The organism is Pseudomonas sp. GM24, from assembly GCF_000282235.1.
Taxonomy (GTDB): Bacteria; Pseudomonadota; Gammaproteobacteria; order Pseudomonadales; family Pseudomonadaceae; genus Aquipseudomonas.
The window spans coordinates 34,891-60,369 of record NZ_AKJR01000014.1; the positions used below are offsets into that span (position 1 = coordinate 34,891).

General features: G+C 58.8%; 19 protein-coding genes. 16 read left to right on the forward strand and 3 right to left on the reverse strand.

Annotated features, from left to right (window positions below):
• The first annotated feature begins 86 nt into the window (after positions 1-86).
• From PMI23_RS01485 to PMI23_RS01535, 11 genes are all read left to right on the forward strand, one after another.
• Positions 87-2,882 (forward strand): LPS-assembly protein LptD, encoded by a 2,796-nt coding sequence (locus PMI23_RS01485; RefSeq protein WP_007910133.1) that lies wholly within the window; start codon positions 87-89, stop codon positions 2,880-2,882.
• Positions 2,863-4,179, forward strand: coding sequence for a peptidylprolyl isomerase SurA (gene surA, locus PMI23_RS01490; protein ID WP_045121567.1), 1,317 nt, complete (start codon positions 2,863-2,865; stop codon positions 4,177-4,179). The genes PMI23_RS01485 and surA overlap by 20 nt, the downstream gene beginning before the upstream one ends.
• Positions 4,176-5,165, forward strand: a complete 990-nt coding sequence (gene pdxA / locus PMI23_RS01495; protein WP_007910129.1) for a 4-hydroxythreonine-4-phosphate dehydrogenase PdxA — start codon at positions 4,176-4,178, stop codon at positions 5,163-5,165. Before surA ends, pdxA begins: the two co-directional genes overlap by 4 nt.
• Complete coding sequence (gene rsmA / locus PMI23_RS01500; RefSeq protein ID WP_007910128.1) at positions 5,162-5,980, forward strand: 16S rRNA (adenine(1518)-N(6)/adenine(1519)-N(6))-dimethyltransferase RsmA; 819 nt, start codon at positions 5,162-5,164, stop codon at positions 5,978-5,980. The genes pdxA and rsmA overlap by 4 nt, the downstream gene beginning before the upstream one ends.
• Positions 5,981-6,093: 113 nt before the next feature.
• Entirely contained in the window at positions 6,094-6,474 is a 381-nt protein-coding gene (apaG, locus tag PMI23_RS01505) for a Co2+/Mg2+ efflux protein ApaG (protein WP_007910127.1), read from the forward strand.
• On the forward strand, positions 6,474-7,355 hold the full coding sequence (locus tag PMI23_RS01510; RefSeq protein ID WP_007910125.1) for a symmetrical bis(5'-nucleosyl)-tetraphosphatase: 882 nt from the start codon (positions 6,474-6,476) through the stop codon (positions 7,353-7,355). Before apaG ends, PMI23_RS01510 begins: the two co-directional genes overlap by 1 nt.
• A gap of 33 nt (positions 7,356-7,388) precedes the next feature.
• A complete protein-coding gene (gene glpE, locus PMI23_RS01515; RefSeq protein WP_007910117.1) occupies positions 7,389-7,718 on the forward strand; it encodes a thiosulfate sulfurtransferase GlpE in 330 nt (109 codons plus the stop codon).
• A 297-nt stretch (positions 7,719-8,015) separates the two neighbouring features.
• Positions 8,016-9,938, forward strand: a complete 1,923-nt coding sequence (locus PMI23_RS01520) for a PrkA family serine protein kinase (protein WP_007910115.1) — start codon at positions 8,016-8,018, stop codon at positions 9,936-9,938.
• A gap of 121 nt (positions 9,939-10,059) precedes the next feature.
• Positions 10,060-11,331, forward strand: coding sequence for a YeaH/YhbH family protein (locus tag PMI23_RS01525; RefSeq protein ID WP_007910114.1), 1,272 nt, complete (start codon positions 10,060-10,062; stop codon positions 11,329-11,331).
• Positions 11,328-12,890, forward strand: coding sequence for a SpoVR family protein (locus tag PMI23_RS01530; RefSeq protein ID WP_007910113.1), 1,563 nt, complete (start codon positions 11,328-11,330; stop codon positions 12,888-12,890). Before PMI23_RS01525 ends, PMI23_RS01530 begins: the two co-directional genes overlap by 4 nt.
• 63 nt (positions 12,891-12,953) lie before the next feature.
• Entirely contained in the window at positions 12,954-14,177 is a 1,224-nt protein-coding gene (locus PMI23_RS01535; protein ID WP_007910112.1) for a multifunctional CCA addition/repair protein, read from the forward strand.
• 89 nt (positions 14,178-14,266) lie between these two features.
• On the opposite strand, the gene folK is transcribed toward PMI23_RS01535, so the two are convergent.
• Together folK and folB are read right to left on the reverse strand one after the other, a co-directional pair.
• On the reverse strand, positions 14,267-14,782 hold the full coding sequence (gene folK / locus PMI23_RS01540; protein ID WP_007910111.1) for a 2-amino-4-hydroxy-6-hydroxymethyldihydropteridine diphosphokinase: 516 nt from the start codon (positions 14,780-14,782) through the stop codon (positions 14,267-14,269).
• Positions 14,773-15,129, reverse strand: a complete 357-nt coding sequence (folB, locus tag PMI23_RS01545; RefSeq protein WP_007910104.1) for a dihydroneopterin aldolase — start codon at positions 15,127-15,129, stop codon at positions 14,773-14,775. The genes folK and folB overlap by 10 nt, the downstream gene beginning before the upstream one ends.
• A 74-nt stretch (positions 15,130-15,203) precedes the next feature.
• Between folB and plsY the strand changes: the two genes are divergently transcribed.
• Complete coding sequence (gene plsY, locus PMI23_RS01550) at positions 15,204-15,773, forward strand: glycerol-3-phosphate 1-O-acyltransferase PlsY (protein ID WP_007910103.1); 570 nt, start codon at positions 15,204-15,206, stop codon at positions 15,771-15,773.
• Between the two features lie 23 nt (positions 15,774-15,796).
• Here plsY and tsaD read toward each other — a convergent pair whose 3' ends face one another.
• Positions 15,797-16,822, reverse strand: coding sequence for a tRNA (adenosine(37)-N6)-threonylcarbamoyltransferase complex transferase subunit TsaD (gene tsaD / locus PMI23_RS01555; RefSeq protein ID WP_007910097.1), 1,026 nt, complete (start codon positions 16,820-16,822; stop codon positions 15,797-15,799).
• A gap of 199 nt (positions 16,823-17,021) precedes the next feature.
• Between tsaD and rpsU the strand changes: the two genes are divergently transcribed.
• The 4 genes from rpsU to PMI23_RS01575 all read left to right on the forward strand — a co-directional run bounded on the left by rpsU (position 17,022) and on the right by PMI23_RS01575 (position 25,472).
• Positions 17,022-17,237 carry a 30S ribosomal protein S21 gene (gene rpsU / locus PMI23_RS01560; protein ID WP_002551877.1) on the forward strand — a complete coding sequence of 72 codons (216 nt, stop codon included), beginning with the start codon at positions 17,022-17,024 and terminating at the stop codon, positions 17,235-17,237.
• Positions 17,238-17,722: 485 nt separating this feature from the next.
• Positions 17,723-19,687, forward strand: coding sequence for a DNA primase (gene dnaG, locus PMI23_RS01565; RefSeq protein WP_007910094.1), 1,965 nt, complete (start codon positions 17,723-17,725; stop codon positions 19,685-19,687).
• A 67-nt stretch (positions 19,688-19,754) separates the two neighbouring features.
• A complete protein-coding gene (gene rpoD, locus PMI23_RS01570) occupies positions 19,755-21,599 on the forward strand; it encodes an RNA polymerase sigma factor RpoD (RefSeq protein ID WP_007949604.1) in 1,845 nt (614 codons plus the stop codon).
• 126 nt (positions 21,600-21,725) lie between these two features.
• A complete protein-coding gene (locus tag PMI23_RS01575) occupies positions 21,726-25,472 on the forward strand; it encodes a bifunctional diguanylate cyclase/phosphodiesterase (RefSeq protein ID WP_007910089.1) in 3,747 nt (1,248 codons plus the stop codon).
• Positions 25,473-25,479: the final 7 nt, after the last annotated feature.

A 25,479-nucleotide genomic window follows, 5' to 3' on the forward strand; every position in this document is an offset into this window, starting at 1 on the left:
TATTATCCAGCATCTTTTTCAGACCATCGAGAGGCGTGCGGCCCACACCGCGGGCAGATGGCACGCAGGAAGCCCGGACTAATAAGATGGCATTGAAATCCCCCGCGTTTCGTAAAAAATTTCCGTTGTTGGTAACCGGCAGTCTGCTGGCTATGCAACCTCTGGCCAGTCAATTCGTTGTTGCCGCCGAGCAGTATGACTGCTCCGTCTCGGCTTCGGGTGGTTGGGCCTGTGCGCCCAAATCAACCGCTGCTGCGTTGCCGCCGCGCCCAGTGCATGACGGCAGTGCCGTCAGCGCTACCGGCGAAGCCGCGACCGAGAACGGTTCGGTTGCCGACACAGCCCCTAAAACGGCGCTGGTCACCGAAGCCAAGGGCCGCGGTCTGAAATCCCGTAGCGAAGACTTCAGTCACCTCGACTGGGTTCCGCGCGAGAAGCTCACCGCCGCCCAATTGGCCGAGACCGGGCCTTACTGCTCTGGTGCCTATATCGAACCGATTCGTCCTGGCATGAATGACAAGACGAATAAAAGCGATGCACCGACCTTTATCGGCGCAAAAGCCTCGCGCTATAACACCGATGATCAAGTCGGTACGCTGGCCGGCGATGTCGTTCTGCGTCAGGGCAGCATGCAGGTCGAATCCGACGAGGCCAGCCTGTATCAGGCCGAGAGCCGCGCCGAACTCAATGGCGATGTACGCATCCGCGACAACGGTGCGCTGATCGTCGGCGACCACGCCGACGTGCAGCTCGACACCGGTGAAGCGAAAGTCGACAACGCCGAATACGTGATGCACAAATCGCGTATCCGCGGTAATGCGCTGTACGCCAAACGTGCCGAGAACGCGATCATTCGCTTGAAGGACGGCACGTACACCACGTGCGAACCGAACAGCAATGCCTGGCAGCTCAAGGGCAACAACATCACCTTGAACCCGGCCACCGGTTTCGGTACCGCGACCAACGTGACGTTGCGCGTTAAAGACATTCCGATTCTGTACACGCCGTACATCTATTTCCCGATCGACGACCGTCGTCAGTCGGGCTTCCTGCCGCCGACCATCGGCAGCGGCAGCGACACCGGCTTCATGCTGGTCACGCCGTACTACTTCAACCTGGCGCCGAACTACGACGCCACGTTGTACCCGCGCTACATGAGCAAGCGCGGCATGCTGGTGGAAGGCGAATTCCGTTACCTGACCAAGTCGAGTGAAGGTCAGTTCGGTGCCGCGTATCTGAACGATGACGATACCGAGCGCAGCAAGCAGACCGACTACGAAAAAACCCGCTACATGTACAACTGGCAGCACAAGGGCGGTCTCGACTCCCGTGTGTTCACTGAAGTCGACTACACCAAGATCAGCGATCCGTATTACTTCCAGGATCTGCAGACCGATCAGATTGGCGTGAAGTCCAGCGACTTCGTGAACCAGCAAGGTTCGATCAGCTATCGGGGTGACAGCTACACCGCTCGCTTGAATGCCCAGCAGTACCAATTGGCGACCGTTGCGAGCATCACGCCGTATGGCCGCCTGCCGCAGATCACCTTCAATGGTCAGCTGCCGTATCATCCGCAAGGCCTGGACTTCGATTACGAGACCGAGTTGGTGCGGTTTGATCGTGATCTGAAAACCGGCAATTTCATCGATGAAAATGGCAATTCATCATCGCGCCTTGATACCAACGTAGCAGGCCTGGCTCGCGCCAACGGCGATCGTTTGAACCTGAAACCGGGTGTCAGCCTGCCGATGAACTGGACCTATGGCTTCCTGAAGCCATCGCTCAAGTATCAGTACACCCAGTACGATCTGGATCTCGACGGACAAGGTAAAGACGACCTGGTGACTAACCGCAACGGCGCTTCGGCGCTGGGTGAGAAGTACAGCAGCTCGCAAAACCGTGGCGTCCCGATCGCCAGTATCGACAGCGGCCTGTACTTCGACCGCAACACGTCGTTCTTCGGCAAGAACTATCGCCAGACCCTGGAACCGCGCCTGTTCTATCTCTATGTACCCGAGAAAGACCAGAACGATATCCCGGTGTTCGACACCAGCGAATACACCTTCAACTATGCGTCGCTGTTCCGTGATAACCGCTTCGCAGGCTCCGACCGTGTCGGCGACGAGAACAAACTGTCGCTGGGCGTGACCAGCCGCTGGATCGAAGACGACGGGTTCGAGCGTCAACGCATCAGTGTCGGCCAGGCCCTGTACTTCAAGGATCGTGAAGTTCAACTGCCAGGTATCGACGCGAAAACCCGCGACGACGCGCACTCCAATGTGTCTCCGTATGCGCTTGAATACGAATACCGCTGGAACCGCGACTGGCGCACCACTGCCGACTACAACTGGGATCCGGACAGCCGCAGCCCGCGTTCCGGCAGTGCGATGTTCCACTATCAGCCTGAAGACAACCCGAACAAGGTTATCAATGCCGGCTATCGCTATCGCAACGACCAGATCCGCTACGACCAGACAACGGGCAAGTGGCAGATGGGTGGCGACTACGGCACACCTGGCACAGCTGGCTATGTGAAGGACTACTACAAGATCCAGCAGCATGACTTCTCGGTCATCTGGCCGATCGTTCCGCAGTGGAACGCGATCAGCCGCTGGCAGTACGACTACAACCGCAACCGTACCCTGGAAGCCTTCGGTGGTTTCGAGTACGACAACTGCTGCTGGAAGTTGCGCCTGATCAACCGTTACTGGGTTTCCTATGACGAGTTCAGCCAGGATGCTCCGCAAAACGAAAAAGGCGACCATGGCGTCTTCCTCCAAATTGTTCTGAAGGGACTCGGCGGCCTCACCGGCGCCAAGGTAGAGAGCTTCCTCGACAAAGGCATTCAAGGTTATCGTGAACGTGAAGACCAAGCTTTCTGATTGTCTGCGCCCGCTGATGCTGGGCGCGCTGTTCCTGGGTACTGCGGCTAACGCCGCAGTTCAATCCATCGACAAAGTGGTAGCGATCGTCGACAACGACGTGGTCATGCAGAGCCAACTGGACCAACGTGTCCACGAAGTTCAGCAGACCATCGCCAAGCGTGGCGGTGGCCTGCCACCTCCTGGCGTACTGGATCAACAGGTGCTCGAGCGCCTGATCGTCGAAAACCTGCAACTGCAGATCGGCGAACGCTCTGGCATCCGCATCACTGACGAAGAGCTGAACCAGGCGGTCGGCACCATTGCTCAGCGCAACAACATGACTGTTGAGCAGTTCCGCTCCGCCCTGGCTCGCGACGGTCTGAACTATGACGACGCCCGTGAGCAGATCAAGCGCGAGATGGTCATCAGCCGTGTGCGTCAGCGTCGCGTGGCAGAACGCATTCAGGTTTCCGAACAGGAAGTGAAAAACTTCCTCGCCTCCGACCTGGGCAAAATGCAACTGTCCGAAGAACTGCACCTGGCCAACATCCTGATCCCGACGCCGGAAAGCGCCAACTCTGAAGCCATTCAAAGTGCAGCCCGTCAGGCCATGGAGGTTTACCAGCAGCTCAAGCAAGGCGCTGACTTCGGCCAGATGGCCGTTGCCAAATCCGGCAGCGACAACGCGCTGGAAGGCGGCGACATGGGCTGGCGTAAAGCCGCGCAACTGCCACCGCCGTTCGACCGCGAGTTGAGCAGCATGGCCGTCGGCGACATCACTCAACCTGCCCGCACACCGGGTGGCTTCATCATCCTCAAGCTGCTGGCAAAACGCGGTGGCGAAGCGCAGATGCGCGATGAAGTGCATGTACGTCACATTCTGGTCAAGCCGAGCCCGATTCGCGATGAAGCGAAGACCAAGGCGCTGGTTCAATCCTTGTACGAGCGCATTCTGGCCGGCGAAGATTTCGCCACTCTGGCCAAAAGTTACTCCGAAGACCCAGGCTCGGCGCTTAACGGCGGCGACCTGAACTGGATCGACCCGAACGCACTGGTTCCGGAATTCCGCGAAGTGATGGCCAAGACCCCACAAGGTCAGCTGTCCAAGCCGTTCCAGACCCAATATGGCTGGCACGTTCTCGAAGTCCTTGGCCGTCGCGCCACCGACAGCACTGAACAGGCCCGTGAGCAGCAAGCCATGACCGTACTGCGTAACCGCAAATACGACGAAGAGCTGCAAACCTGGCTGCGTCAGATCCGTGACGAAGCGTACGTAGAGATCAAACTCCCTGGTGCAGACCAGGCAGCGCAGTGAAACCCCAGCGTTTCGCGCTGACACCCGGCGAACCAGCCGGCATCGGTCCCGACCTGTGCCTGCTGCTCGCCTCGCAAGCCCAGCCACATCCCCTGATTGCCATCACCAGCCGCGACTTGCTCCTTGAGCGGGCCGCGCAGCTGGGGCTGGCTGTCACTTTGCTGGATGTTGCGCCTGATCACTGGCCGGACGCTCCGGCGCCCGCCAACAGCCTGTATGTCTGGGATACGCCGCTCAGCGCCCCCGTGGTTGCCGGGCAACTGGACAAGGCCAACGCTGCGTTCGTCCTCGAAACCCTGACCCGCGCCGGCAACGGTTGCCTCAACGGCGACTTCGCCGGGATGATCACCGCCCCTGTGCACAAGGGCGTGATCAACGAGTCAGGCATCGCCTTTTCCGGGCACACGGAATTCCTCGCCGACCTGACTCATACCGCACAAGTGGTGATGATGCTCGCCACGCGTGGTTTGCGCGTGGCACTGGTCACCACTCACCTGCCCCTGCGCGAGATTGCCGACGCGATCACACCAGAACGGCTGGAGCGCGTGACGCGGATTCTGTACAGCGACCTGCAACACAAATTCGGCATCGCCCAGCCACGCATCCTGGTCTGCGGGCTCAACCCGCACGCCGGTGAAGGCGGCCACCTGGGCCATGAAGAAATCGACATCATTGAACCGACATTAGAGCGCCTGCGCGGCGAGGGCATGGACCTTCGTGGCCCGCTGCCTGCCGACACTCTGTTTACCCCCAAATATCTGGAGCACTGCGACGCAGTGCTGGCGATGTACCACGACCAGGGCCTGCCTGTGCTCAAGTACAAAGGCTTCGGCGCTGCCGTCAACGTGACCCTGGGTCTGCCGATCATCCGCACGTCGGTCGACCACGGCACCGCCCTGGATCTGGCCGGCAGCGGCAAGATCGACACCGGCAGCCTGCAAGTCGCCCTGGAAACCGCCTACCAGATGGCCGAGACCCGTTTATGACCGAGCAATACCAACACAAGGCGCGCAAACGCTTTGGCCAGAACTTCCTGCACGATGCCGGCGTTATTGACCGCATCCTGCGCTCCATCAGCGCCAAGTCTGAAGATCGCCTGCTGGAAATCGGCCCGGGCCAAGGCGCATTGACCGCCGGCCTGCTCAGTTCCGGCGCGCAACTCGACGTGGTGGAACTGGACAAGGACCTGATCCCGATCCTCAACCAGCAGTTTGCCGGCAAGAGCAATTTCAACCTGCATCAGGGCGATGCGCTGAAGTTCGACTTCAACACGCTCAATGCGGCGCCGAACAGCCTGCGAGTGGTCGGCAACCTGCCGTACAACATTTCCACGCCGCTGATTTTTCACCTGCTGAACAACGCTGGCATCATTCGCGACATGCACTTCATGCTGCAGAAAGAAGTGGTCGAGCGTCTGGCCGCAGGCCCGGGTGGCGGTGACTGGGGTCGCCTGTCGATCATGGTTCAGTACCACTGCCGTGTAGAGCACCTGTTCAACGTTGGCCCGGGCGCGTTCAATCCTCCGCCGAAAGTCGACTCGGCGATCGTCCGTCTGGTGCCTCACGCCGTACTGCCGCACCCGGCCAAGGATCACAAGCTGCTGGAGCGCGTGGTGCGCGAAGCGTTCAACCAACGCCGCAAAACCTTGCGCAACACCCTCAAGCAATTGCTCAGCAACGCTGAAATCGAAGCCGCCGGCGTCGATGGCAGCCTGCGTCCGGAGCAACTGGATCTGGCCGCGTTCGTACGCCTCGCCGACCAGCTCGCCATTCAGGTTCCGGCCTCCCCCGCCGCTGACTGATAAACGATGAACGCTATCGGGCAGGACGCCACTCTGGTTTACTGCCCGATACTTGCCTAGACTGACTCCCCATCAGCTACGCCCCGCGTTCCGCTTCGTTTAAGGCCTCTTGCATGTCCGATTCCCGTTACCAGGTCGATGTCAGCGTCGTTACCCGCTATCTGGCAGACCAATCGCAACCCGAGCACGACCGCTTCGCCTTCGCCTACACCATCACCGTGCAGAACAATGGCGAGCAACCCGCACGCCTGATGTCGCGGCATTGGGTAATCACCGACGGTGACGGCCATGTCGAAGAAGTGCGCGGTGCAGGCGTGGTCGGTCAGCAACCGTTGATTGATGCCGGCCAGAGCCACACTTACAGCAGCGGCACAGTGATGACCACCAAGGTCGGCACCATGCAGGGCACCTACGAAATGGTTGCCGACGATGGCAAACATTTCGACGCCATCATCAAACCTTTCCGTCTGGCGGTGCCCGGAGCCTTGCACTGATGACGACGTATGCCGTCGGCGACCTGCAAGGCTGCCTCGAACCGCTCAAGTGCCTGCTCAAGCAAGTGGCATTCGACCCGACACTCGATCGTCTGTGGCTGGTCGGCGATCTGGTCAACCGTGGCCCGCAATCGCTGGAAACCCTGCGCTTTCTATATGGCATGCGCGAGTCGCTGGTCTGCGTTCTGGGCAATCACGACCTGCACCTGCTGGCTGCGGCTAGAAACATCGAGCGCCTGAAGAAGTCCGATACCCTGCGCGAGATTCTCGAAGCGCCGGACAGCGCCGAACTGCTGGAGTGGGTGCGGCAACAAAAGCTCATGCACTACGACGAGCAGCGCGATGTCGCCATGGTCCACGCTGGCATTCCACCCCAGTGGTCGCTGCGCCGGGCCTTGAAGTGCGCAGACGAAGTCGAGACCGCCCTGCGTGACGACAACATGTTGCCTGCCTACCTCGACGGCATGTACGGCAACGAGCCGGCGAAGTGGGACAACGACCTCAAGGGCGTAGCCCGTCTGCGCGTCATCACCAACTATTTCACGCGGATGCGCTTCTGCACCGCCGAAGGCAAGCTCGACCTCAAGAGCAAGGAAGGCCTCGACACCGCCCCGCCCGGCTACAAACCGTGGTTCCAGCACCGGGACCGCAAGACCAAAGGCTTGCGCATCATCTTCGGCCACTGGGCGGCACTCGAGGGCAATATCCATGAACCGGGTATTTCGGCGCTGGATACCGGTTGTGTCTGGGGCGGCAGCCTGACCCTGATGAACGTCGACAGCGGTGAACGCCTGTCGTGCAAATGCGATGAACATGGCGGCCTCGCCCCGACCGTCGCACCACTTATCTCCGAAACTTCGCCAGTCAGCGTCCCGCGTTAGACTGCGCTTTCAGCCGAGCAACAGGAACCCGCCATGAGCGAATTCAAACGAATCCCCCCGGAACAGGCCCAGGCCCTGCGTGAACAAGGTGCTGTCGTGGTCGACGTGCGCGACCCGGCGACTTTTGCCGCCCTGCACATCAGCGGCTCGAAGCATCTGGACAATCATTCGCTGCACGCCTTTATTCAAGGCGCCGACCTTGATGCACCGACCGTGGTCGTCTGCTATCACGGCAATTCCAGCCAGGGCGCAGCGGCGTACCTGATCAGCCAAGGCTTCTCCGACGTCTACAGCATGGACGGTGGCTTTGAGTTGTGGCGTACGACGTTTCCTGCGGAAACTGCCCAAGGCACCGCCGAATAATTTTTTTGCAACGCGCAGGCCCCGGCTGCCGTGGGCCTGCGCGGGCAGACGAACGGTCTTGCCACACATAATTACGTATCTCGCCTTTACCTCCCGAATTCCCAACTATCCTTAAGCCCAGGCCATCCAAAACAGGGGAGAGCCGGTACACCGGCGCACGGGTCATCGGGAGTGACTTTCACGATTGTCGATCGTGAAAGTGTTCTGGGGGGTAAACAATCGGCTGCTACTGCGGCTGCTTGCCAGCATCGACTGAGTGATCCGGCGTCGGCTCCACGTATCGAGCGAGGTGACGTCATGAGTATCTTTAGCCACTTCCAACAACGCTTCGAGTCCACACGCCAGGAAGAACTCTCGCTGCAAGAGTACCTGGAGCTGTGCAAGAAAGACCGTAGCGCCTACGTTTCCGCTGCCGAGCGTCTATTGCTGGCCATCGGCGAACCGGAACTGCTCGACACCTCGACCAATTCGAGGCTGTCACGCATCTTCTCCAACAAGGTGATCCGCCGCTATCCGGCCTTTGAAGACTTCCACGGGATGGAAGAATGCATCGACCAGATCGTCTCGTATTTCCGCCATGCCGCCCAAGGCCTGGAAGAGAAGAAACAAATCCTCTATCTGCTCGGCCCTGTCGGCGGTGGTAAATCGTCGCTGGCCGAGAAGCTGAAACAACTGATTGAAAAAGTGCCCTTCTATGCGATCAAGGGCTCGCCGGTATTCGAATCGCCACTGGGTCTGTTCAACGCCACCGAAGATGGCGCGATCCTCGAGGAAGACTTCGGCATTCCACGGCGCTACCTGAACACCATCATGTCGCCATGGGCCACCAAACGCCTGGCCGAGTTCGGCGGCGATATCAGCCAGTTCCGCGTGGTCAAGCTGTACCCGTCGATCCTCAACCAGATCGCCGTGGCCAAAACCGAACCGGGTGACGAGAACAACCAGGACATCTCGGCCCTGGTCGGTAAGGTCGACATCCGCAAACTCGAGGAATACCCACAGAACGACGCCGACGCCTACAGCTACTCCGGTGCGCTGTGCCGGGCCAACCAGGGCCTGATGGAATTCGTCGAAATGTTCAAGGCACCGATCAAGGTGCTGCATCCGTTGCTGACCGCGACCCAGGAAGGCAACTACAACAGTACCGAAGGTCTCGGCGCGATTCCGTTCACCGGGATCCTGCTTGCCCACTCCAACGAATCGGAATGGCACACCTTCCGCAACAACAAGAATAACGAAGCGTTCATCGACCGGATCTACATCGTCAAAGTGCCGTACTGCCTGCGCGTCAGTGACGAGGTGAAGATCTACGACAAATTGCTGTTCAACAGTTCTTTGGCCAAAGCGCATTGCGCGCCCGACACCTTGAAGATGCTGGCCCAGTTCACCGTCCTGTCACGCCTCAAGGAACCGGAAAACTCCAACATCTATTCGAAAATGCGCGTCTACGACGGCGAAAACCTCAAAGACACCGATCCGAAGGCCAAGTCGATTCAGGAATACCGCGACTCAGCCGGTGTCGATGAAGGCATGAACGGTCTGTCGACCCGCTTCGCCTTCAAGATTCTCTCCAAGGTGTTCAACTTCGATCCGCATGAAATCGCCGCCAACCCGGTGCACCTGCTCTACGTACTTGAGCAACAGATCGAACAGGAACAATTCCAGGCCGAAACCCGCGAGCGCTATCTGCGCTATCTGAAGGAATACCTGGCACCGCGTTATATCGAATTCATCGGCAAGGAGATCCAGACCGCCTACCTCGAGTCTTACAGCGAGTACGGCCAGAACATCTTCGACCGCTACGTGCTCTACGCGGACTTCTGGATTCAGGATCAGGAATACCGCGATCCGGAAACCGGCGAGATCCTCAACCGCGTCGCCCTGAACGAAGAACTCGAGAAAATCGAAAAACCGGCCGGCATCAGCAATCCGAAGGATTTCCGCAATGAAATCGTCAACTTCGTCCTGCGCGCGCGGGCCAACAACAACGGCAAGAATCCGACCTGGCTCAGCTACGAAAAACTGCGGGTGGTCATCGAGAAGAAAATGTTCTCGAACACCGAAGATCTGCTGCCAGTCATCAGCTTCAATGCCAAGGCCAGCAAAGAGGATCAGCAAAAGCACAACGACTTCGTCACTCGAATGGTCGAACGCGGCTACACCGACAAACAGGTACGGCTTCTTTCCGAATGGTACCTGCGGGTACGGAAGTCGCAGTGAAGCAGCTGCAAGCTTCTAGCTACAAGCTGCAAGAACAAAGCGCGTAACCCACTGATGCCCGGGAACCTGCTTTTACTTGCAGCTTGAAGCTCACAACTTGAAGCTGCCCGGAGGGCTTCCTATGAGTTATGTGATCGACCGACGTCTCAATGGCAAGAACAAGAGCACGGTAAACCGCCAGCGTTTCCTGCGGCGCTACCGTGACCACATCAAGAAGGCCGTCGAAGAGGCGGTCAGCCGGCGTTCCATTACCGATATGGAACACGGCGAACAGATCAGCATTCCCGGTCGCGATATCGACGAACCGGTGCTTCACCACGGCCGTGGCGGTAAGCAGACCGTGGTTCATCCCGGCAACAAGGAATTCACCGCTGGCGAACATATCGCCCGCCCGCCGGGAGGTGGCGGCGGACGCGGCCCGGGCAAGGCCGGCAATTCCGGCGAGGGCATGGACGAGTTTGTCTTCCAGATCACCCAGGAAGAATTTCTCGAATTCATGTTCGAAGACCTTGAGCTGCCGAACCTGGTCAAGCGCAACCTCAGCGGTACCGACACCTTTAAAACCGTGCGCGCCGGGATCAGCAACGAGGGCAACCCGTCACGCATCAACATCATTCGCACCTTGCGCTCGGCGCACGCACGGCGTATCGCTCTGTCCGGCAGCAGCCGGGCGAAACTGCGCGAAGTCAAAGAAGAACTTGAACGGCTGAGACGCGAAGAGCCGGACAACTTCGGCGATATTCAGGAACTCGAGGCGGAAATCGAAAAACTCAGCGCGCGCATTCATCGCGTACCGTTTCTCGATACATTCGACTTGAAGTACAACCTGCTGATCAAACAGCCCAACCCCAGCTCTAAAGCGGTGATGTTCTGCCTGATGGACGTCTCCGGCTCCATGACCCAGGCGACCAAGGACATTGCCAAACGCTTTTTCATCCTCTTGTACCTGTTCCTGAAACGAAACTACGACAAGATCGACGTGGTGTTCATCCGCCACCACACCAGTGCCCGGGAAGTCGATGAAGAAGAGTTTTTCTACTCGCGGGAAACCGGCGGCACCATCGTTTCCAGTGCCCTGAAGCTGATGCAAGAGATCATGGCCGAGCGCTATCCGAGCAATGAATGGAACATCTACGCGGCTCAGGCTTCCGATGGCGACAACTGGAACGATGATTCGCCGATCTGCCGTGACATTCTGATCAACCAGATCATGCCGTTTGTGCAGTACTACACTTACGTGGAGATCACCCCGCGCGAACATCAGGCCTTGTGGTACGAGTACGAACGCATCGCCGAAGCCTTTTCTGACACTTTTGCCCAACAACAACTGGTCTCGGCCGGGGATATCTATCCGGTCTTCCGTGAACTCTTCCAGCGCAGGTTAGTGACATGACCGCCAAAGAGCAGAAGCGCCAACCCATTTCCACCGGCTCCGAATGGACGTTCGAGCTGATCCAGACCTACGACCGCGAAATTGCCCGGATCGCGGCCCGCTATGCGCTGGATACCTACCCCAACCAGATCGAAGTGATCACCGCCGAGCAGATGATGGACGCGTACGCCTCGGTGGGCATGCCGCTGGGCTATCACCACTGGTCTTACGGTAAACATTTTCTCAGCACCGAAAAATCCTACAGCCGTGGGCAGATGGGCCTGGCCTACGAAATCGTGATCAACTCCGATCCGTGCATTGCCTATCTGATGGAGGAAAACACCATCTGCATGCAGGCGCTGGTGGTGGCGCACGCGTGCTACGGCCACAACAGCTTCTTCAAGGGCAACTACCTGTTTCGCACCTGGACCGACGCGAGTTCGATCATCGATTACCTGGTGTTCGCCAAGCAGTACATCATGCAGTGCGAAGAGCGCCATGGCATCGATGCGGTGGAAGACCTGCTCGACTCCTGCCATGCGTTGATGAACTACGGCGTCGATCGCTACAAACGTCCGTATCCAATTTCCGCCGAAGAGGAGCGCCGGCGGCAGAAAGATCGCGAAGAACACCTGCAGAAACAGATCAACGATCTGTGGCGCACCATTCCCAAAGGCGCAGACAAGTACAGCGACAGGGACAACGCGCGTTTCCCGGCCGAGCCGCAGGAAAACATCCTGTATTTCATCGAGAAACATGCGCCGTTGCTGGAGCCGTGGCAGCGTGAAATCGTGCGGATCGTGCGCAAGATCGCTCAGTATTTCTATCCACAACGTCAGACCCAGGTGATGAACGAAGGCTGGGCGACGTTCTGGCACTACACGCTGATGAACGACCTCTACGATGAAGGGCTGGTCACCGATGGCTTCATGATGGAGTTCCTGACGTCGCACACCAGCGTGGTGTTTCAACCGGGTTTCGACAGCCCCTACTACAACGGGATCAACCCCTACGCGCTGGGCTTCGCGATGTATCGGGACATCCGGCGCATGTGTGAAGAACCTACCGAAGAAGATCGTCACTGGTTCCCGGAAATTGCCGGGAGCGACTGGCTGTCGACCATCAAATTCGCCATGAGCAGCTTCAAGGATGAGAGTTTCATCCTGCAGTATCTGTCGCCAAAGGTGATCCGTGACCTGAAACTGTTCAGCATCATGGATGACGATCAGAAGGACGACTTGTTGGTACCTGCGATTCATGACGAACCCGGCTACCGGATCATTCGCGAAACCCTTGCTGCGCAGTACAACCTCGGCAATCGTGAGCCGAACGTGCAGATCTACAGCATCGATCGACGCGGTGATCGCTCACTGACCTTGCGTCACCAACAGCACGACCGCAAACCATTGGGCGACTCCACCGAAGAAGTGCTCAAACACTTGCATCGCCTGTGGGGCTTCGACATTCATCTGGAAACCCTGCAAGGCGACCAGATCATGAAAACCCATCACGTTCCGCCACGCAGCGAACACAGCGAAGGGGATTACGGTCGACTGGATCTGGCCGTCATTCATCTTTGATCCGCTTCCGGCCTCCGAAAGTCCGACGCAAGGGTTATCCTGTCGGGCTAACGGAGGTTTTTTATGCAGATTTTCAAGGTTGGCGGCGCAGTACGTGATCGCTTGCTGGGCAAACCGGTTACTGACATCGATTGGGTGGTGGTCGGCGCTACCACGGAAGAAATGCTCGCCCAGGGATACCGCCCGGTCGGCGCAGATTTTCCGGTGTTTCTTCACCCAAAAAGCGGCGAGGAATATGCCCTCGCCCGCACTGAACGCAAGAGCGGGCGTGGCTATGGCGGCTTCACCTTTCACGCCAGCCCTGAAGTGACGCTCGAAGAAGACCTGATTCGCCGTGACCTGACCATCAATGCCATGGCCGAGGACGATCAGCACAATCTGACTGATCCGTACCATGGCCAGCGCGATCTTCAAGCCCGAATTCTGCGCCATGTATCTCCGGCGTTCGCCGAGGATCCCCTCCGTGTCTTGCGCGTAGCCCGATTCGCTGCGCGTTATGCCGGACTCGGTTTCACCGTGGCACCCGAAACGCTCGAACTGATGCGACAGCTCAGCGAATCCGGAGAACTGGAGGCGCTGACCGCCGAACGCAGCTGGAAAGAAATCTCCCGTGCACTGTTGGAAGAACAGCCGCAGGTGTTCATTCAGGTGCTTCGCGACTGTGGCGCGTTGAGGGTATTGATGCCGGAAGTCGACGCACTTTTTGGTGTGCCACAGCCGGAAGCGCATCACCCGGAAATCGATACCGGCCTGCACACGCTGAGCGTTTTGGAGCAATCGGCGCTGCACAAACAACCGCTGACGGTTCGTTGGGCTTGCCTCTTGCACGACCTTGGCAAAGGCTTGACCCCGGAAGATCAATGGCCACGACATATCGCCCATGAGCACACGGGGTTGAAGCTGATCAAAGCGGTCAACGAGCGCTTCAAGGCGCCGAAGGATTGCCAGGAATTGGCGTTGCTGGTTGGCAAGTACCACACCCACGGGCACCGCGCCCTGGAGCTGAAGGCTTCGACGTTACTGGAGTTGTTGCAGAGTTTTGACGTGTATCGCCGGCCGCAGCGCTTTGAAGAATTTATCGCCGCATGCGAAATGGACGCCCGAGGCCGTAAAGGGCTGGAGCAGAGAAGTTACCCACAGGCGGATTACTTGCGCGGTGCGGCAAAGGCAGCGCGGGAAGTTGCGGTGCAACCGTTGCTGGAGAAGGGATTCAAAGGGCCGGAACTGGGCGAAGCGCTCAAGCGTGAACGGCTAAAAGCGCTGAAAGCCTACAAAGAGAACGCTTGAAGCAAGATCAAAAAATCGCAGCCTGCGGCAGCTCCTACACGGGATTATGTTTCTCCTGTAGGAGCTGCCGCAGGCTGCGATCTTTTGCTTTAAAGGTTCTCAGGCGTGAGTTGCTCACCCCGCCATTCGAACGCCACCGGCGCCAGCACCTGATCAATCTGCGCCTCAGCCCACAACGTCGCGAAGCTTTTTCCCACACCGGGATGCACGCGATCCGGTGCAATCAGCGACAACGGCCACAGCACAAACGCGTTTTTCAGAATCTCGGCCCGCGGCAAAACCAGACCGTCGAAATTCCCCACCAGATCGCCATACAGCAGCACGTCGATATCCAGCGGCAACCCCTTGCGATCCGGCGCGTAACGGCCATTATCCGCCTCGATGAATTTCAAGCGTCGGTCCAGCTCCATCAACGGCAGATCGGTATACGCCGACACCACGAAGTTGAAGAACGGCCCGCTCTTGATTCCCACAGGTGCGCTCTCGAACACCGCCGAACAGCGGATATCCACCAGAAACGTCGCCAAAGCATCGAGCCCGGCGCGCAAATGGGTTTCGCGCTCGATATTGCTACCGAGCCCGAGGTAGACCTGAGTCAGCGACATCCGCGCTCGATCTCCACACCCACGCCACCTTTGGCAGCCGGTACGGCGCCTGGCTTGGTCAACTTCAGGCGAACCCAAGTAATCTTGAATTCATTCATCAGCACCTCGACAAGGCGCTCGGCGAACGTTTCGACCAGCTGGAACTGCGCCTGCTCGGCAAACGCCTGAATTCGGCTGGACACGCTGGCGTAGTCAAGCGCCAGGGTCAGGTCATCACCGGCGGCGGCCGGGCGATTGTCCCAAGCGAAGCTCAGATCAAGTCGCAGGCACTGTCGGATGCCGCGCTCCCAGTCGTAGGCACCGATCACGGTGTCGACTTCCAGGCCCTCGATAAACACTCTGTCCAAGCACTTCTCTCCGCTGCACGACAAGGGCGCAATGCGCCGTTAGAATCAGGGCGTCCTCGCCCGGAATAGTTAGCATGTTTTGGTTACTGGCGACTTTCGCCTACCTGCTCGGCTCGCTGTCCTTCGCCATTTTGCTCAGCCGCCTGACCGGAAATCCGGATCCGCGAATGAGTGGCTCGGGCAATGCCGGTGCCACCAACATGCTGCGCCTGGCCGGCCGCAAACTCGCGATCCTGACCCTGCTGGGTGATTTGTGCAAAGGCCTGGTGCCGGTGCTGATCGCCTCGGCTGCAGGCCTTTCGCTGCAGGATCAGGCATGGATCGGCGTGTGCGCCGTGATCGGTCACCTGTTCCCGCTGTACTTTCGCTTTCGTGGCGGCAAGGGCGTCGCCACCGCCGCCGGCATGCTGCTCGGCCTGTATCCCCCCGCCGCGCTGCTGGCAGTATGCACCTGGTTGCTGACGTTTTACCTGACCCGCACCAGTTCGCTCGCAGCGCTGATCGCCACGCCTTTGACCCTGCCGTTGTTGGCCTGGCAGGAGCCGGAGGCGTTGTTGCCGATGAGCGCATTGACCTTGCTGATCGTCTGGCGCCACCGCGGCAATTTACGCGACCTGTTTGCCGGGCGCGAACGGCATTTTTAAATGGCGCCCGTGAGCGCCTCTCATCACAGCGGCGACAATTGCTCCATCGGCCAGCGCGCCTGCACGCTGATCGCCAGACTTTCCTGCTGACCGGCCTGCAAGCGCTGGCAACCGGCGAACGCGATCATTGCGCCATTGTCGGTGCAGAACTCCGGGCGGGCGTAAAACACATCGCCCTTCATGTCGCCGAGCATCTTCTCCAGCGAAACACGCAAGGCCTTGTTGGCACTGACGCCGCCAGCGATCACCAGACGCTTCATGCCCGCCTGTTTCAGGGCTCGCTTGCACTTGATGGTCAAAGTCTCCACCACGGCCTGCTGGAACGCCAGCGCGATGTCGCAACGGGCTTGCTCGTTGTCGTCTCCGGCGCTGACGCACTGCTGCCAGGCGTTGAGTGCAGAGGTTTTCAGGCCACTGAAGCTGAATTGCAGACCCGGGCGATCACACATCGGACGCGGAAAGGTGAAACGTCCGGCGACGCCCTTCTCCGCCAACTTGGCGATTTCCGGTCCGCCCGGATAATTGAGGCCCATCATCTTTGCAGTCTTGTCGAACGCTTCGCCAGCGGCATCGTCGAGCGTCTCGCCAAGCAGGCTGTATTGACCGATGCCATCGACCTGAACCAGTTGCGTGTGACCTCCGGAGACCAACAAAGCGACGAACGGGAACTCCGGCGGTTTTGGCTCCAGCATCGGCGCCAGCAAATGCCCTTCCATGTGGTGCACTCCGAGTGCCGGAATGCCCCAGGCAAAGGCCAGCGCCTGAGCGCAGGAAGCACCGACCAGCAACGCGCCAACCAGCCCGGGACCCGCGGTATAGGCGATCGCATCGATCTCGGTCGGCACACAGTCAGCCTCGGCCAACACCTGACGAATCAAGGGCAGCATGCGTTTGACGTGGTCACGCGAGGCGAGCTCCGGCACCACGCCGCCATAGGCGCGGTGCAGGTCGATCTGGCTGAACAATGCATCGGCCAGCAAGCCGCGTTCACTGTCATATAATGCGACGCCGGTTTCGTCGCAGGAGGTTTCTAATCCCAGTACTAGCATGGGTTTGCGCCTTGTTTAGGCTGAATTCGAAGGCGCGCATAATAGTCGCCGCGTGATGCCCCGACCAGCGGTTTTCGATCAGAGGCTTTGCATTCCGAGCGATGAGGGGTTAACATCCGCAACCCTTAAAAACCGACGTCTTCAAGTGCTCTTTTGCCGCGAGGATGTTGACCCCGGTAATGAATGAAGGTAGCTCTGGATGCCAGCCGTCAAAGTTAAAGAGAACGAACCCTTCGACGTAGCTCTGCGTCGTTTCAAGCGCTCCTGCGAAAAAGCCGGTGTACTGGCTGAAGTTCGTAGCCGCGAATTTTACGAGAAGCCAACTTCTGAGCGTAAGCGCAAAGCAGCAGCCGCTGTTAAGCGTCACGCCAAGAAAGTTCAGCGCGAACAGCGCCGCGCCGTTCGTCTGTACTAATACACAGACGTTCGTAGCAAGCTTCTTGCCTAAGCCCGGCTCTCAGCCGGGCTAATGGCATTTGCGTAAAACGCTTGATGCTTCACCGTCGAAGCCGCGCACGCGACCGAGACAAATCTGCTTCACGCGTCAGACCTGGCTCTTTTGCCAGCGGTGCACGTCTTTTCTGACGAGCCTTTCAAGGCTACTGACGAGCACACCCACTGATTCCTCTCACGACGATCAGCCCAAGGCACCTGCATGCGTGCCCGCTTTATTGAGCTATCCGAGGCCCTTAACCGGCCGTCAGCGGATTCAGCGCAACACTTTCAAATAGTCGAAGGCTGATGAGTACTAACGTCAGTGGATTTTCGGCAGATACAATTCCCGACAGCGATTACGCAGACGACACCGGTCGAGCCGCATATTTTGCGCGCTTCAAACAATGACCCGCGTCCGCCAGCCTTACGCATCGGACTTTTTACAGCGCAGACGACGAGAACGCCATGGCCGGGCTGATTCCCCAGAGCTTCATTGACGACCTGCTGAACCGCACCGACATTGTCGACGTGGTCAGTTCGCGCGTGCAATTGAAGAAGGCCGGCAAGAACTACACCGCCTGTTGCCCGTTCCACAAAGAGAAAACCCCGTCTTTCAGCGTCAGCCCCGACAAGCAGTTCTACTATTGCTTCGGCTGCGGTGCCGGCGGTAACGCCCTCGGCTTTCTCATGGATCACGACAACCTGGATTTCCCCCAGGCCGTTGAAGATCTGGCGAAAGCCGCCGGCATGGAAATCCCCCGCGAAGAAAGCGGTCGCCCGCACAAACCGCGCCAGCCGACCGATTCGCCGTTGTATCCGCTGCTCAGCGCTGCCGCCGATTTTTATCGTCAGGCGCTCAAGAGCCATCCTTCGCGCAAAGCCGCAGTGGATTACCTCAAGGGCCGCGGACTGACTGGCGAGATCGCCCGGGATTTCGGGCTCGGCTTTGCGCCGCCCGGCTGGGACAACCTGTTCAAGCACTTGAGCAGCGACACCCTGCAGCAGAAGGCCATGATCGACGCCGGCCTGCTGATCGAGAACGCTGAAACCGGCAAACGCTATGACCGCTTCCGCGATCGCGTGATGTTCCCGATCCGCGATACCCGTGGGCGCATCATCGCTTTCGGCGGCCGCGTACTCGGCGACGACAAGCCGAAATACCTGAACTCACCGGAAACCCCGGTTTTTCATAAAGGCCAGGAACTCTACGGCCTCTATGAAGCACGCAAGAACAACCGCAACCTCGACGAAATCATCGTCGTCGAAGGCTATATGGACGTCATTGCTCTCGCCCAGCAGGGGTTGAAAAATGCCGTCGCGACGCTGGGCACTGCGACCAGCGAAGAACACTTGAAGCGCCTGTTCCGGGTAGTGCCGAACGTACTCTTCTGCTTCGACGGTGACCAAGCCGGCCGCAACGCTGCGTGGCGAGCCCTGGAAGCAACGCTATCGAGCCTGCAAGACGGGCGCCGGGCGCGATTCCTGTTTCTGCCCGAAGGCGAAGACCCGGACACCCTGGTGCGCGCCGAAGGCACTGACGCGTTCAAAGCACGGATCAATCAGCATGCTCAACCGCTGGCGGACTATTTTTTCCAGCAACTGACTGAAGAAGCCGATCCGCGTTCGCTCGAAGGCAAGGCCCATATGGCCACCCTTGCCGCACCGTTGATCGACAAAGTGCCGGGCGCCAACCTGCGCATCCTGATGCGTCAACGCCTGAGCGAAATTACCGGCCTGAGCAGTGAAACCGTCAGCCAACTCGCACAAAGTGCGCCGCAGGAAGCGCCGCCCGCCTACGATCCGGGCATCGATTACGACGCAATGCCGGACTACAGCGACTACCATCAGCCGCAGGCACAGGACATGTATGTGCCGCAGCAGGAGTGGACGCCGAAGAAACCCGGCGCTGGCGGCAAAAAGTGGGACAAGAAGCCCTGGGACAAAAACGGCAAGCGTGGCGGTGATCGCGATCAGCAACGCCCGCGCACGCCGATTGGCGTCGAGTCGCCGACCCTGACCGCCCTGCGCACACTGCTCCATCACCCGCAATTGGCCGAGCGCGTCGAAGATGCCGGGCACATAGCGGACGAGAATCAGACCAACGCCCAGTTACTTGTGGCGCTGCTCGAAGCTGTACAGAAGAATCCCAAGCTAAACTCATTTCAGTTGATCGCGCGATGGCACGGCACTGAACAGGGACGCTTGCTCAAGGCACTGGCAGAAAAGGAATGGCTGATTGACGGAGATAACCTTGAACAACAGTTTTTCGACACCATTACTAGCTTGTCAGCCCGCCAACGCGAGCGAAATCTGGAACAGTTGCTCAGGAAAGCGCGTCAAAGCGAACTGAGCGTTGAAGAGAAAAATCAACTGCGCGACCTTTTAAGTCGCAATGTTTCCGCATCAAACCCGACCTCAACTGGCGCGTGAGGTCATAGCTCAGGTATAATCCTCGGCTTGTTTTTTGCCCGCCAAGACCTTCAGTGGATAGGGTGTTATGTCCGGAAAAGCGCAACAGCAGTCTCGTATTATTGAGTTGATCAAACTGGGTCGTGAGCAGAAGTATCTGACTTACGCCGAGGTCAACGACCACCTGCCCGAGGATATTTCAGATCCAGAGCAGGTGGAAGACATCATCCGCATGATTAACGACATGGGGATCCCCGTACACGAGAGTGCTCCGGATGCGGACGCCCTTATGTTGGCCGACGCCGATACCGACGAGGCCGCTGCGGAAGAAGCAGCGGCTGCGTTGGCCGCGGTGGAGACCGATATCGGTCGCACCACTGACCCAGTGCGCATGTACATGCGTGAAATGGGTACGGTCGAGCTTCTGACTCGTGAAGGCGAAATCGAAATCGCCAAGCGTATCGAAGAGGGCATCCGTGAAGTGATGAGCGCAATCGCGCACTTCCCTGGCACGGTTGACCACATTCTCTCCGAGTACACTCGCGTCACCACCGAAGGTGGTCGCCTGTCCGACGTCCTGAGCGGTTATATCGACCCGGACGACGGCATTGCGCCGCCTGCCGAGGTGCCGCCACCGGTCGAAGCGAAAGCGGCGAAGGCCGACGACGAAACCGATGACGATGAAGCCGAATCTTCCGATGACGAAGAAGAAGCCGAAAGCGGTCCGGATCCGGTCATCGCTGCCCAGCGCTTTGGCGCCGTGGCTGACCAGATGGAAATCACCCGCAAGGCGCTGAAAAAGCACGGTCGCAACAACAAGGCAGCGATTGCCGAGTTGCTGGCACTGGCCGAGCTGTTCATGCCGATCAAACTGGTACCGAAGCAATTCGAAGGCCTGGTCGAGCGTGTTCGTGGTGCCCTGGATCGTCTGCGTCAGCAAGAGCGCGCGATCATGCAACTGTGCGTACGTGATGCACGTATGCCACGCGCTGATTTCCTGCGTCAGTTCCCCGGCAACGAAGTCGACGAAAGCTGGTCCGACGCCCTGGCCAAAGGCAAGAGCAAGTACGCCGAAGCCATAGGTCGCGTGCAGCCGGATATCATTCGTTGCCAGCAGAAACTGATCGCGCTGGAAACCGAAACCGGTCTGACCATCGCAGAAATCAAGGACATCAACCGTCGCATGTCGATTGGTGAGGCCAAGGCCCGCCGCGCGAAGAAAGAGATGGTTGAAGCCAACCTGCGTCTGGTGATCTCGATCGCCAAGAAGTACACCAACCGCGGCCTGCAATTCCTCGATCTGATCCAGGAAGGCAACATCGGTCTGATGAAAGCGGTGGACAAGTTCGAATACCGTCGTGGTTACAAGTTCTCGACTTATGCCACCTGGTGGATCCGTCAGGCGATCACTCGCTCGATCGCCGACCAGGCCCGCACCATCCGTATTCCGGTGCACATGATCGAGACGATCAACAAGCTCAACCGCATTTCCCGGCAGATGTTGCAGGAAATGGGTCGCGAACCGACCCCGGAAGAGCTGGGCGAACGCATGGAAATGCCTGAGGACAAGATCCGTAAGGTATTGAAGATCGCTAAAGAGCCGATCTCCATGGAAACCCCGATCGGTGATGACGAAGACTCCCATCTGGGTGACTTCATCGAAGACTCGACGATGCAGTCGCCAATCGATGTCGCCACAGTTGAGAGCCTGAAAGAAGCGACTCGCGAAGTGCTGTCCGGCCTCACTGCCCGTGAAGCCAAAGTACTGCGCATGCGTTTCGGTATCGACATGAACACCGACCATACACTCGAAGAAGTGGGCAAACAGTTTGACGTAACGCGTGAGCGGATCCGTCAGATCGAAGCCAAGGCGCTGCGCAAGCTGCGCCACCCGACGCGAAGCGAGCATCTGCGCTCCTTCCTCGACGAGTGATACCAGAACCCCCGGCCCAGGCCGGGGGTTTTGTTTATATGGCAGATTAAATCCTTCGCAACGCCCCTCCCCCGCATACCCCGTCTACACTCGAAACAATCATCCCCGAGCCATAACGAGAGCGTTATGCCCAGATTGGCGTCCGTGCTTTTTTTGCTGTCACTGATGATCTGGACCGCAACGGCTGACGCGCTGACTCTGACCGATGAAGAACGTAGCTGGCTGGCGGCTCACCCGGACTTGCGCCTGGGTGTCGATGCGTCGTGGCCGCCCTTTGAATTTCGCGATGACCAGAACCGTTATCAGGGCCTGGCGGCGGACTATATCGACGTGATTCGCCAACGCTTGGCGATCAAATTGACGCCCATCGAACCGGTGAGCTGGACGGTGGTGCTCGAACAGGTCAAATCGGGCAAGATCGACCTCCTGCCCGGCATCATGTCCACCCCGGAGCGCCAGACCTACCTGTCGTTCACCCGCCCTTATCTTGATTTCCCGATTGTCATCCTTGCCCATATCGGCGGCGCGCAACCACGCAAGCTCGACGACCTGTACGGTTTGAAGATCGCCGTAGTGGAGAACTACGCGCCCCACGAACTGCTGCGCACTCACCACCCCGATCTGAATCTGGTCGCCATGCCCAATGTCAGCTCGGCATTGCAGGCGCTGGCGACCGACGAAGTGGACGCCGTTGTCGGTGACCTCGCGTCCAGCGTCTGGAGCCTGCGCCAGCTCAAGCTCGACGGCCTGTACGTCAGCGGCGAAACCCCATATCGCTACCAACTGGCGATGGCCGTACCCCGCGACAACAAGGTATTGGTGGGGATTCTCGACAAAGTCCTCGCGGACATGAGCCCTGATGAAATCAGCAGCATTCAGGAGCATTGGGTCGGCAACGTCCTTGATCATCGGACATTCTGGTCGGACCTGCTGATCTACGGCTTGCCCGGGCTGTTGCTGCTGGTGACGATCCTCGCCGTGGTGATCCGCATCAACCGACGCCTGAGCTCGGAAATCGCCCGACGCATCGACCTCGAACAGGAACTGCGCAGCAGCGAGTATCACTACCGCGGCCTGGTCGAGAGCCTGTCGGCCATCGCCTGGGAAGCGCGGATGAGCGACTTCACCTACAGCTATGTCTCGCCCCACGCCGAAGACTTGCTCGGCTATCCACAATCGCACTGGCTGATCCCCGGTTTCTGGCACAACATCATTCACCCGGCCGATCTGACCCGTACGCAGAGTTACTGCAAAGAAGCACTGCGCGAGGGTCGCGATCACATCGTCGATTATCGCGTGATCACCGCGGATGGCCGCTGTTTGTGGGTACGCGACATCGTCAGTCTGATCGAACATGGTCACGAGCCGGTGATGCGTGGTTTGATGATCGACATCAGCGAAATCAAGCGCACAGAAGAGGCGCTGCGGCTCTCGGAGCAAAAATTCGCTTCGGTCTTCCAGCAGTGCCCGGACATCCTGGTCATTGCACGGCTGTCCGATGGCTGCCTGCTGGAGGTCAATGAAGCATTTGAAGAACAGATCGGGCTGAAAGCCGAGGAAGTGCTTGGGCAAACGGCCACCGACTTGAATATCTGGGGAATTCCCGGCGTCGGTCCGGGACTGCTGCAACGTTTGCAGGCGGGCAGTATTCGCAATCTGGAGATGCCTTTTCGCCGCAACAACGGCCAACTGTTCACTGGTCTGATTTCCGCCGAACCCTTCGATCTGGACACAACGCCAGCCCTGGTCGTCGTCGTGCGTGATATCACTCAGCTCAAGGAAACCCAGCAGCAACTGCAAACCTCCGAAGAGAAGTTCGCCAAAGCCTTCCATGCCTCGCCGGATGGTTTGTTGTTGTCACGCCAGAGCGATGGCCTGCTGCTGGAGGTCAACGAAGGTTTCAGCCGCATCACCGGTTTCAATAGCGCCATGTCGGTGGATCGCTCGGCGCTGGATTTGGGCATCTGGGTGAACCTCAACGAGCGCAAACAGATGCTCGACCTGTTGCATCGCGATGGCTTCGTGCGTGACTTCACCTGCCATATCCGTCGCAGTGACGGGCAGATTCGCCTCTGCGAAGTGTCCAGCCGTCCGCTGCCGATCGGTGAAGAAGACTGCATGCTGACCATCGCCCGCGACATCACCGAGCGCCATCTGATGCAGGAAAAACTGCAACAGGCCGCCACCGTGTTCGAAAGCACCGCCGAGGGCGTGCTGATCACCGACACCCAACAGCACATCAGCGCAGTCAACCGCGCCTTCACCGAAATCACCGGCTACAGCGAAAGCGAAGCGCTCGGGCATACACCACGCCTGCTTGCCTCCGGCCTGCACGACAGCGCGTTCTACGCGGCAATGTGGCACCAATTGACCGACGAAGGACACTGGCAAGGCGAGATCTCCAACCGGCGCAAGAACGGCGAGTTGTACCCGAGCTGGCTGACCATCAGTGCCGTACGCAATCGCGACAAGTTCATTACTCACTTTGTCGCGGTGTTTGCCGACATTTCCAGCCTCAAGCATGCACAAGCCAAGCTCGACTATCAGGCGCACCACGACCCACTTACCGGTCTGCCGAACCGCACGCTGTTCGAAAACCGTTTGTTGATGGCGTTGAACAGTCAGCAGGAAAACGGCGGACAGGGTGCCGTGCTGTTTCTCGATCTCGATCGTTTCAAACATATCAACGACAGCCTCGGCCATCCGGTCGGCGACCTGCTGCTCAAGGGCATCGCCGTGCGCCTGAAAGAGCAACTGCGCGACATCGATACCGTGGCGCGCCTGGGCGGCGACGAATTCATCATTCTGTTACCCGGCCTGCAACAGGCCAGCGACGCGGATAACATCGCCACCAAACTGCTCAACTGCTTCGGTGCACCGTTCCAGGCGGGCGAGCATGAGTTTTTCATCAGCGCCAGCATCGGCACCAGTCTCTATCCTCGGGACGGCAACGACGTCGCCACACTGGTGAAAAACGCCGACGCGGCGATGTACCGCTCCAAGGCCAAGGGCCGCAATCGTGTCGAAAGCTACACCCGCGACCTCACGGCCCAGGCCAGCGAGCGCATAGCGCTGGAACACGAATTGCGCCGCGCCATTGAGCGTGACGAACTGTTCCTCTACTACCAACCGAAAATAAGCCTCGATGACCATCGTCTGGTCGGTGCCGAAGCGTTGATCCGTTGGCGTCACCCGACTTTCGGCGACGTACCGCCAGAGCACTTCATTCCGCTGGCCGAAGAAAACGGCATGATCCTGCAGATCGGTGATTGGGTGCTCGAGACCGCGTGCCGGCAAATGTTCGAATGGAATCAGATCTACGACAGCCTCGGCCCGCTGTCGGTGAACCTCGCCGGCGCACAGCTGCGTCAGCCGAATCTGCTCGGACGCATCGAACAACTGCTCAAGGACAACCGCCTCCAGCCAGACTTACTGCAACTGGAAATTACCGAGAATTTCATCATGAGTCAGGCCGAAGAGGCGCTGGCGGTGTTGCACCAGCTCAAACACCTCGGCGTGCAACTGGCGATCGATGACTTTGGCACCGGATACTCTTCGCTCAGTTACCTCAAACGCCTGCCGCTGGACATCCTCAAGATCGACCAGTCATTCGTTCGCGGACTGCCCGACGACCCCCACGATGCGGCGATTGTCCGGGCCATCATCGCACTCGGGCGGAGCATGCAATTCACGGTCATCGCCGAGGGCGTGGAAACCCAGGCACAACAACAATTTCTCGCCGCCGAAGGCTGCGAACAGATCCAGGGCTACATCGTCAGCCTGCCGCTACCACCGGAAGAATTCGCGGCAACGTTTCTTCGTGTAACCGTATCGGATTATTCGGATAGCACAGCCGAGAAACCGTCGCTATAATCCGCGA

Bases quoted from the DNA above. Each gene is read 5' to 3' on its own strand.
- rsmA (WP_007910128.1), top strand. From the start codon at position 5,162: ATGACCGAGCAATACCAACACAAGGCGCGCAAACGCTTTGGCCAGAAC.
- dnaG (WP_007910094.1), top strand. From the start codon at position 17,723: ATGGCCGGGCTGATTCCCCAGAGCTTCATTGACGACCTGCTGAACCGC.
- rpsU (WP_002551877.1), top strand. From the start codon at position 17,022: ATGCCAGCCGTCAAAGTTAAAGAGAACGAACCCTTCGACGTAGCTCTG.
- glpE (WP_007910117.1), top strand. From the start codon at position 7,389: ATGAGCGAATTCAAACGAATCCCCCCGGAACAGGCCCAGGCCCTGCGT.
- PMI23_RS01520 (WP_007910115.1), top strand. From the start codon at position 8,016: ATGAGTATCTTTAGCCACTTCCAACAACGCTTCGAGTCCACACGCCAG.
- PMI23_RS01530 (WP_007910113.1), top strand. From the start codon at position 11,328: ATGACCGCCAAAGAGCAGAAGCGCCAACCCATTTCCACCGGCTCCGAA.
- PMI23_RS01525 (WP_007910114.1), top strand. From the start codon at position 10,060: ATGAGTTATGTGATCGACCGACGTCTCAATGGCAAGAACAAGAGCACG.
- PMI23_RS01535 (WP_007910112.1), top strand. From the start codon at position 12,954: ATGCAGATTTTCAAGGTTGGCGGCGCAGTACGTGATCGCTTGCTGGGC.
- PMI23_RS01510 (WP_007910125.1), top strand. From the start codon at position 6,474: ATGACGACGTATGCCGTCGGCGACCTGCAAGGCTGCCTCGAACCGCTC.
- apaG (WP_007910127.1), top strand. From the start codon at position 6,094: ATGTCCGATTCCCGTTACCAGGTCGATGTCAGCGTCGTTACCCGCTAT.
- PMI23_RS01485 (WP_007910133.1), top strand. From the start codon at position 87: ATGGCATTGAAATCCCCCGCGTTTCGTAAAAAATTTCCGTTGTTGGTA.
- rpoD (WP_007949604.1), top strand. From the start codon at position 19,755: ATGTCCGGAAAAGCGCAACAGCAGTCTCGTATTATTGAGTTGATCAAA.
- folK (WP_007910111.1), bottom strand. From the start codon at position 14,782: ATGTCGCTGACTCAGGTCTACCTCGGGCTCGGTAGCAATATCGAGCGC.
- PMI23_RS01575 (WP_007910089.1), top strand. From the start codon at position 21,726: ATGCCCAGATTGGCGTCCGTGCTTTTTTTGCTGTCACTGATGATCTGG.
- plsY (WP_007910103.1), top strand. From the start codon at position 15,204: ATGTTTTGGTTACTGGCGACTTTCGCCTACCTGCTCGGCTCGCTGTCC.
- tsaD (WP_007910097.1), bottom strand. From the start codon at position 16,822: ATGCTAGTACTGGGATTAGAAACCTCCTGCGACGAAACCGGCGTCGCA.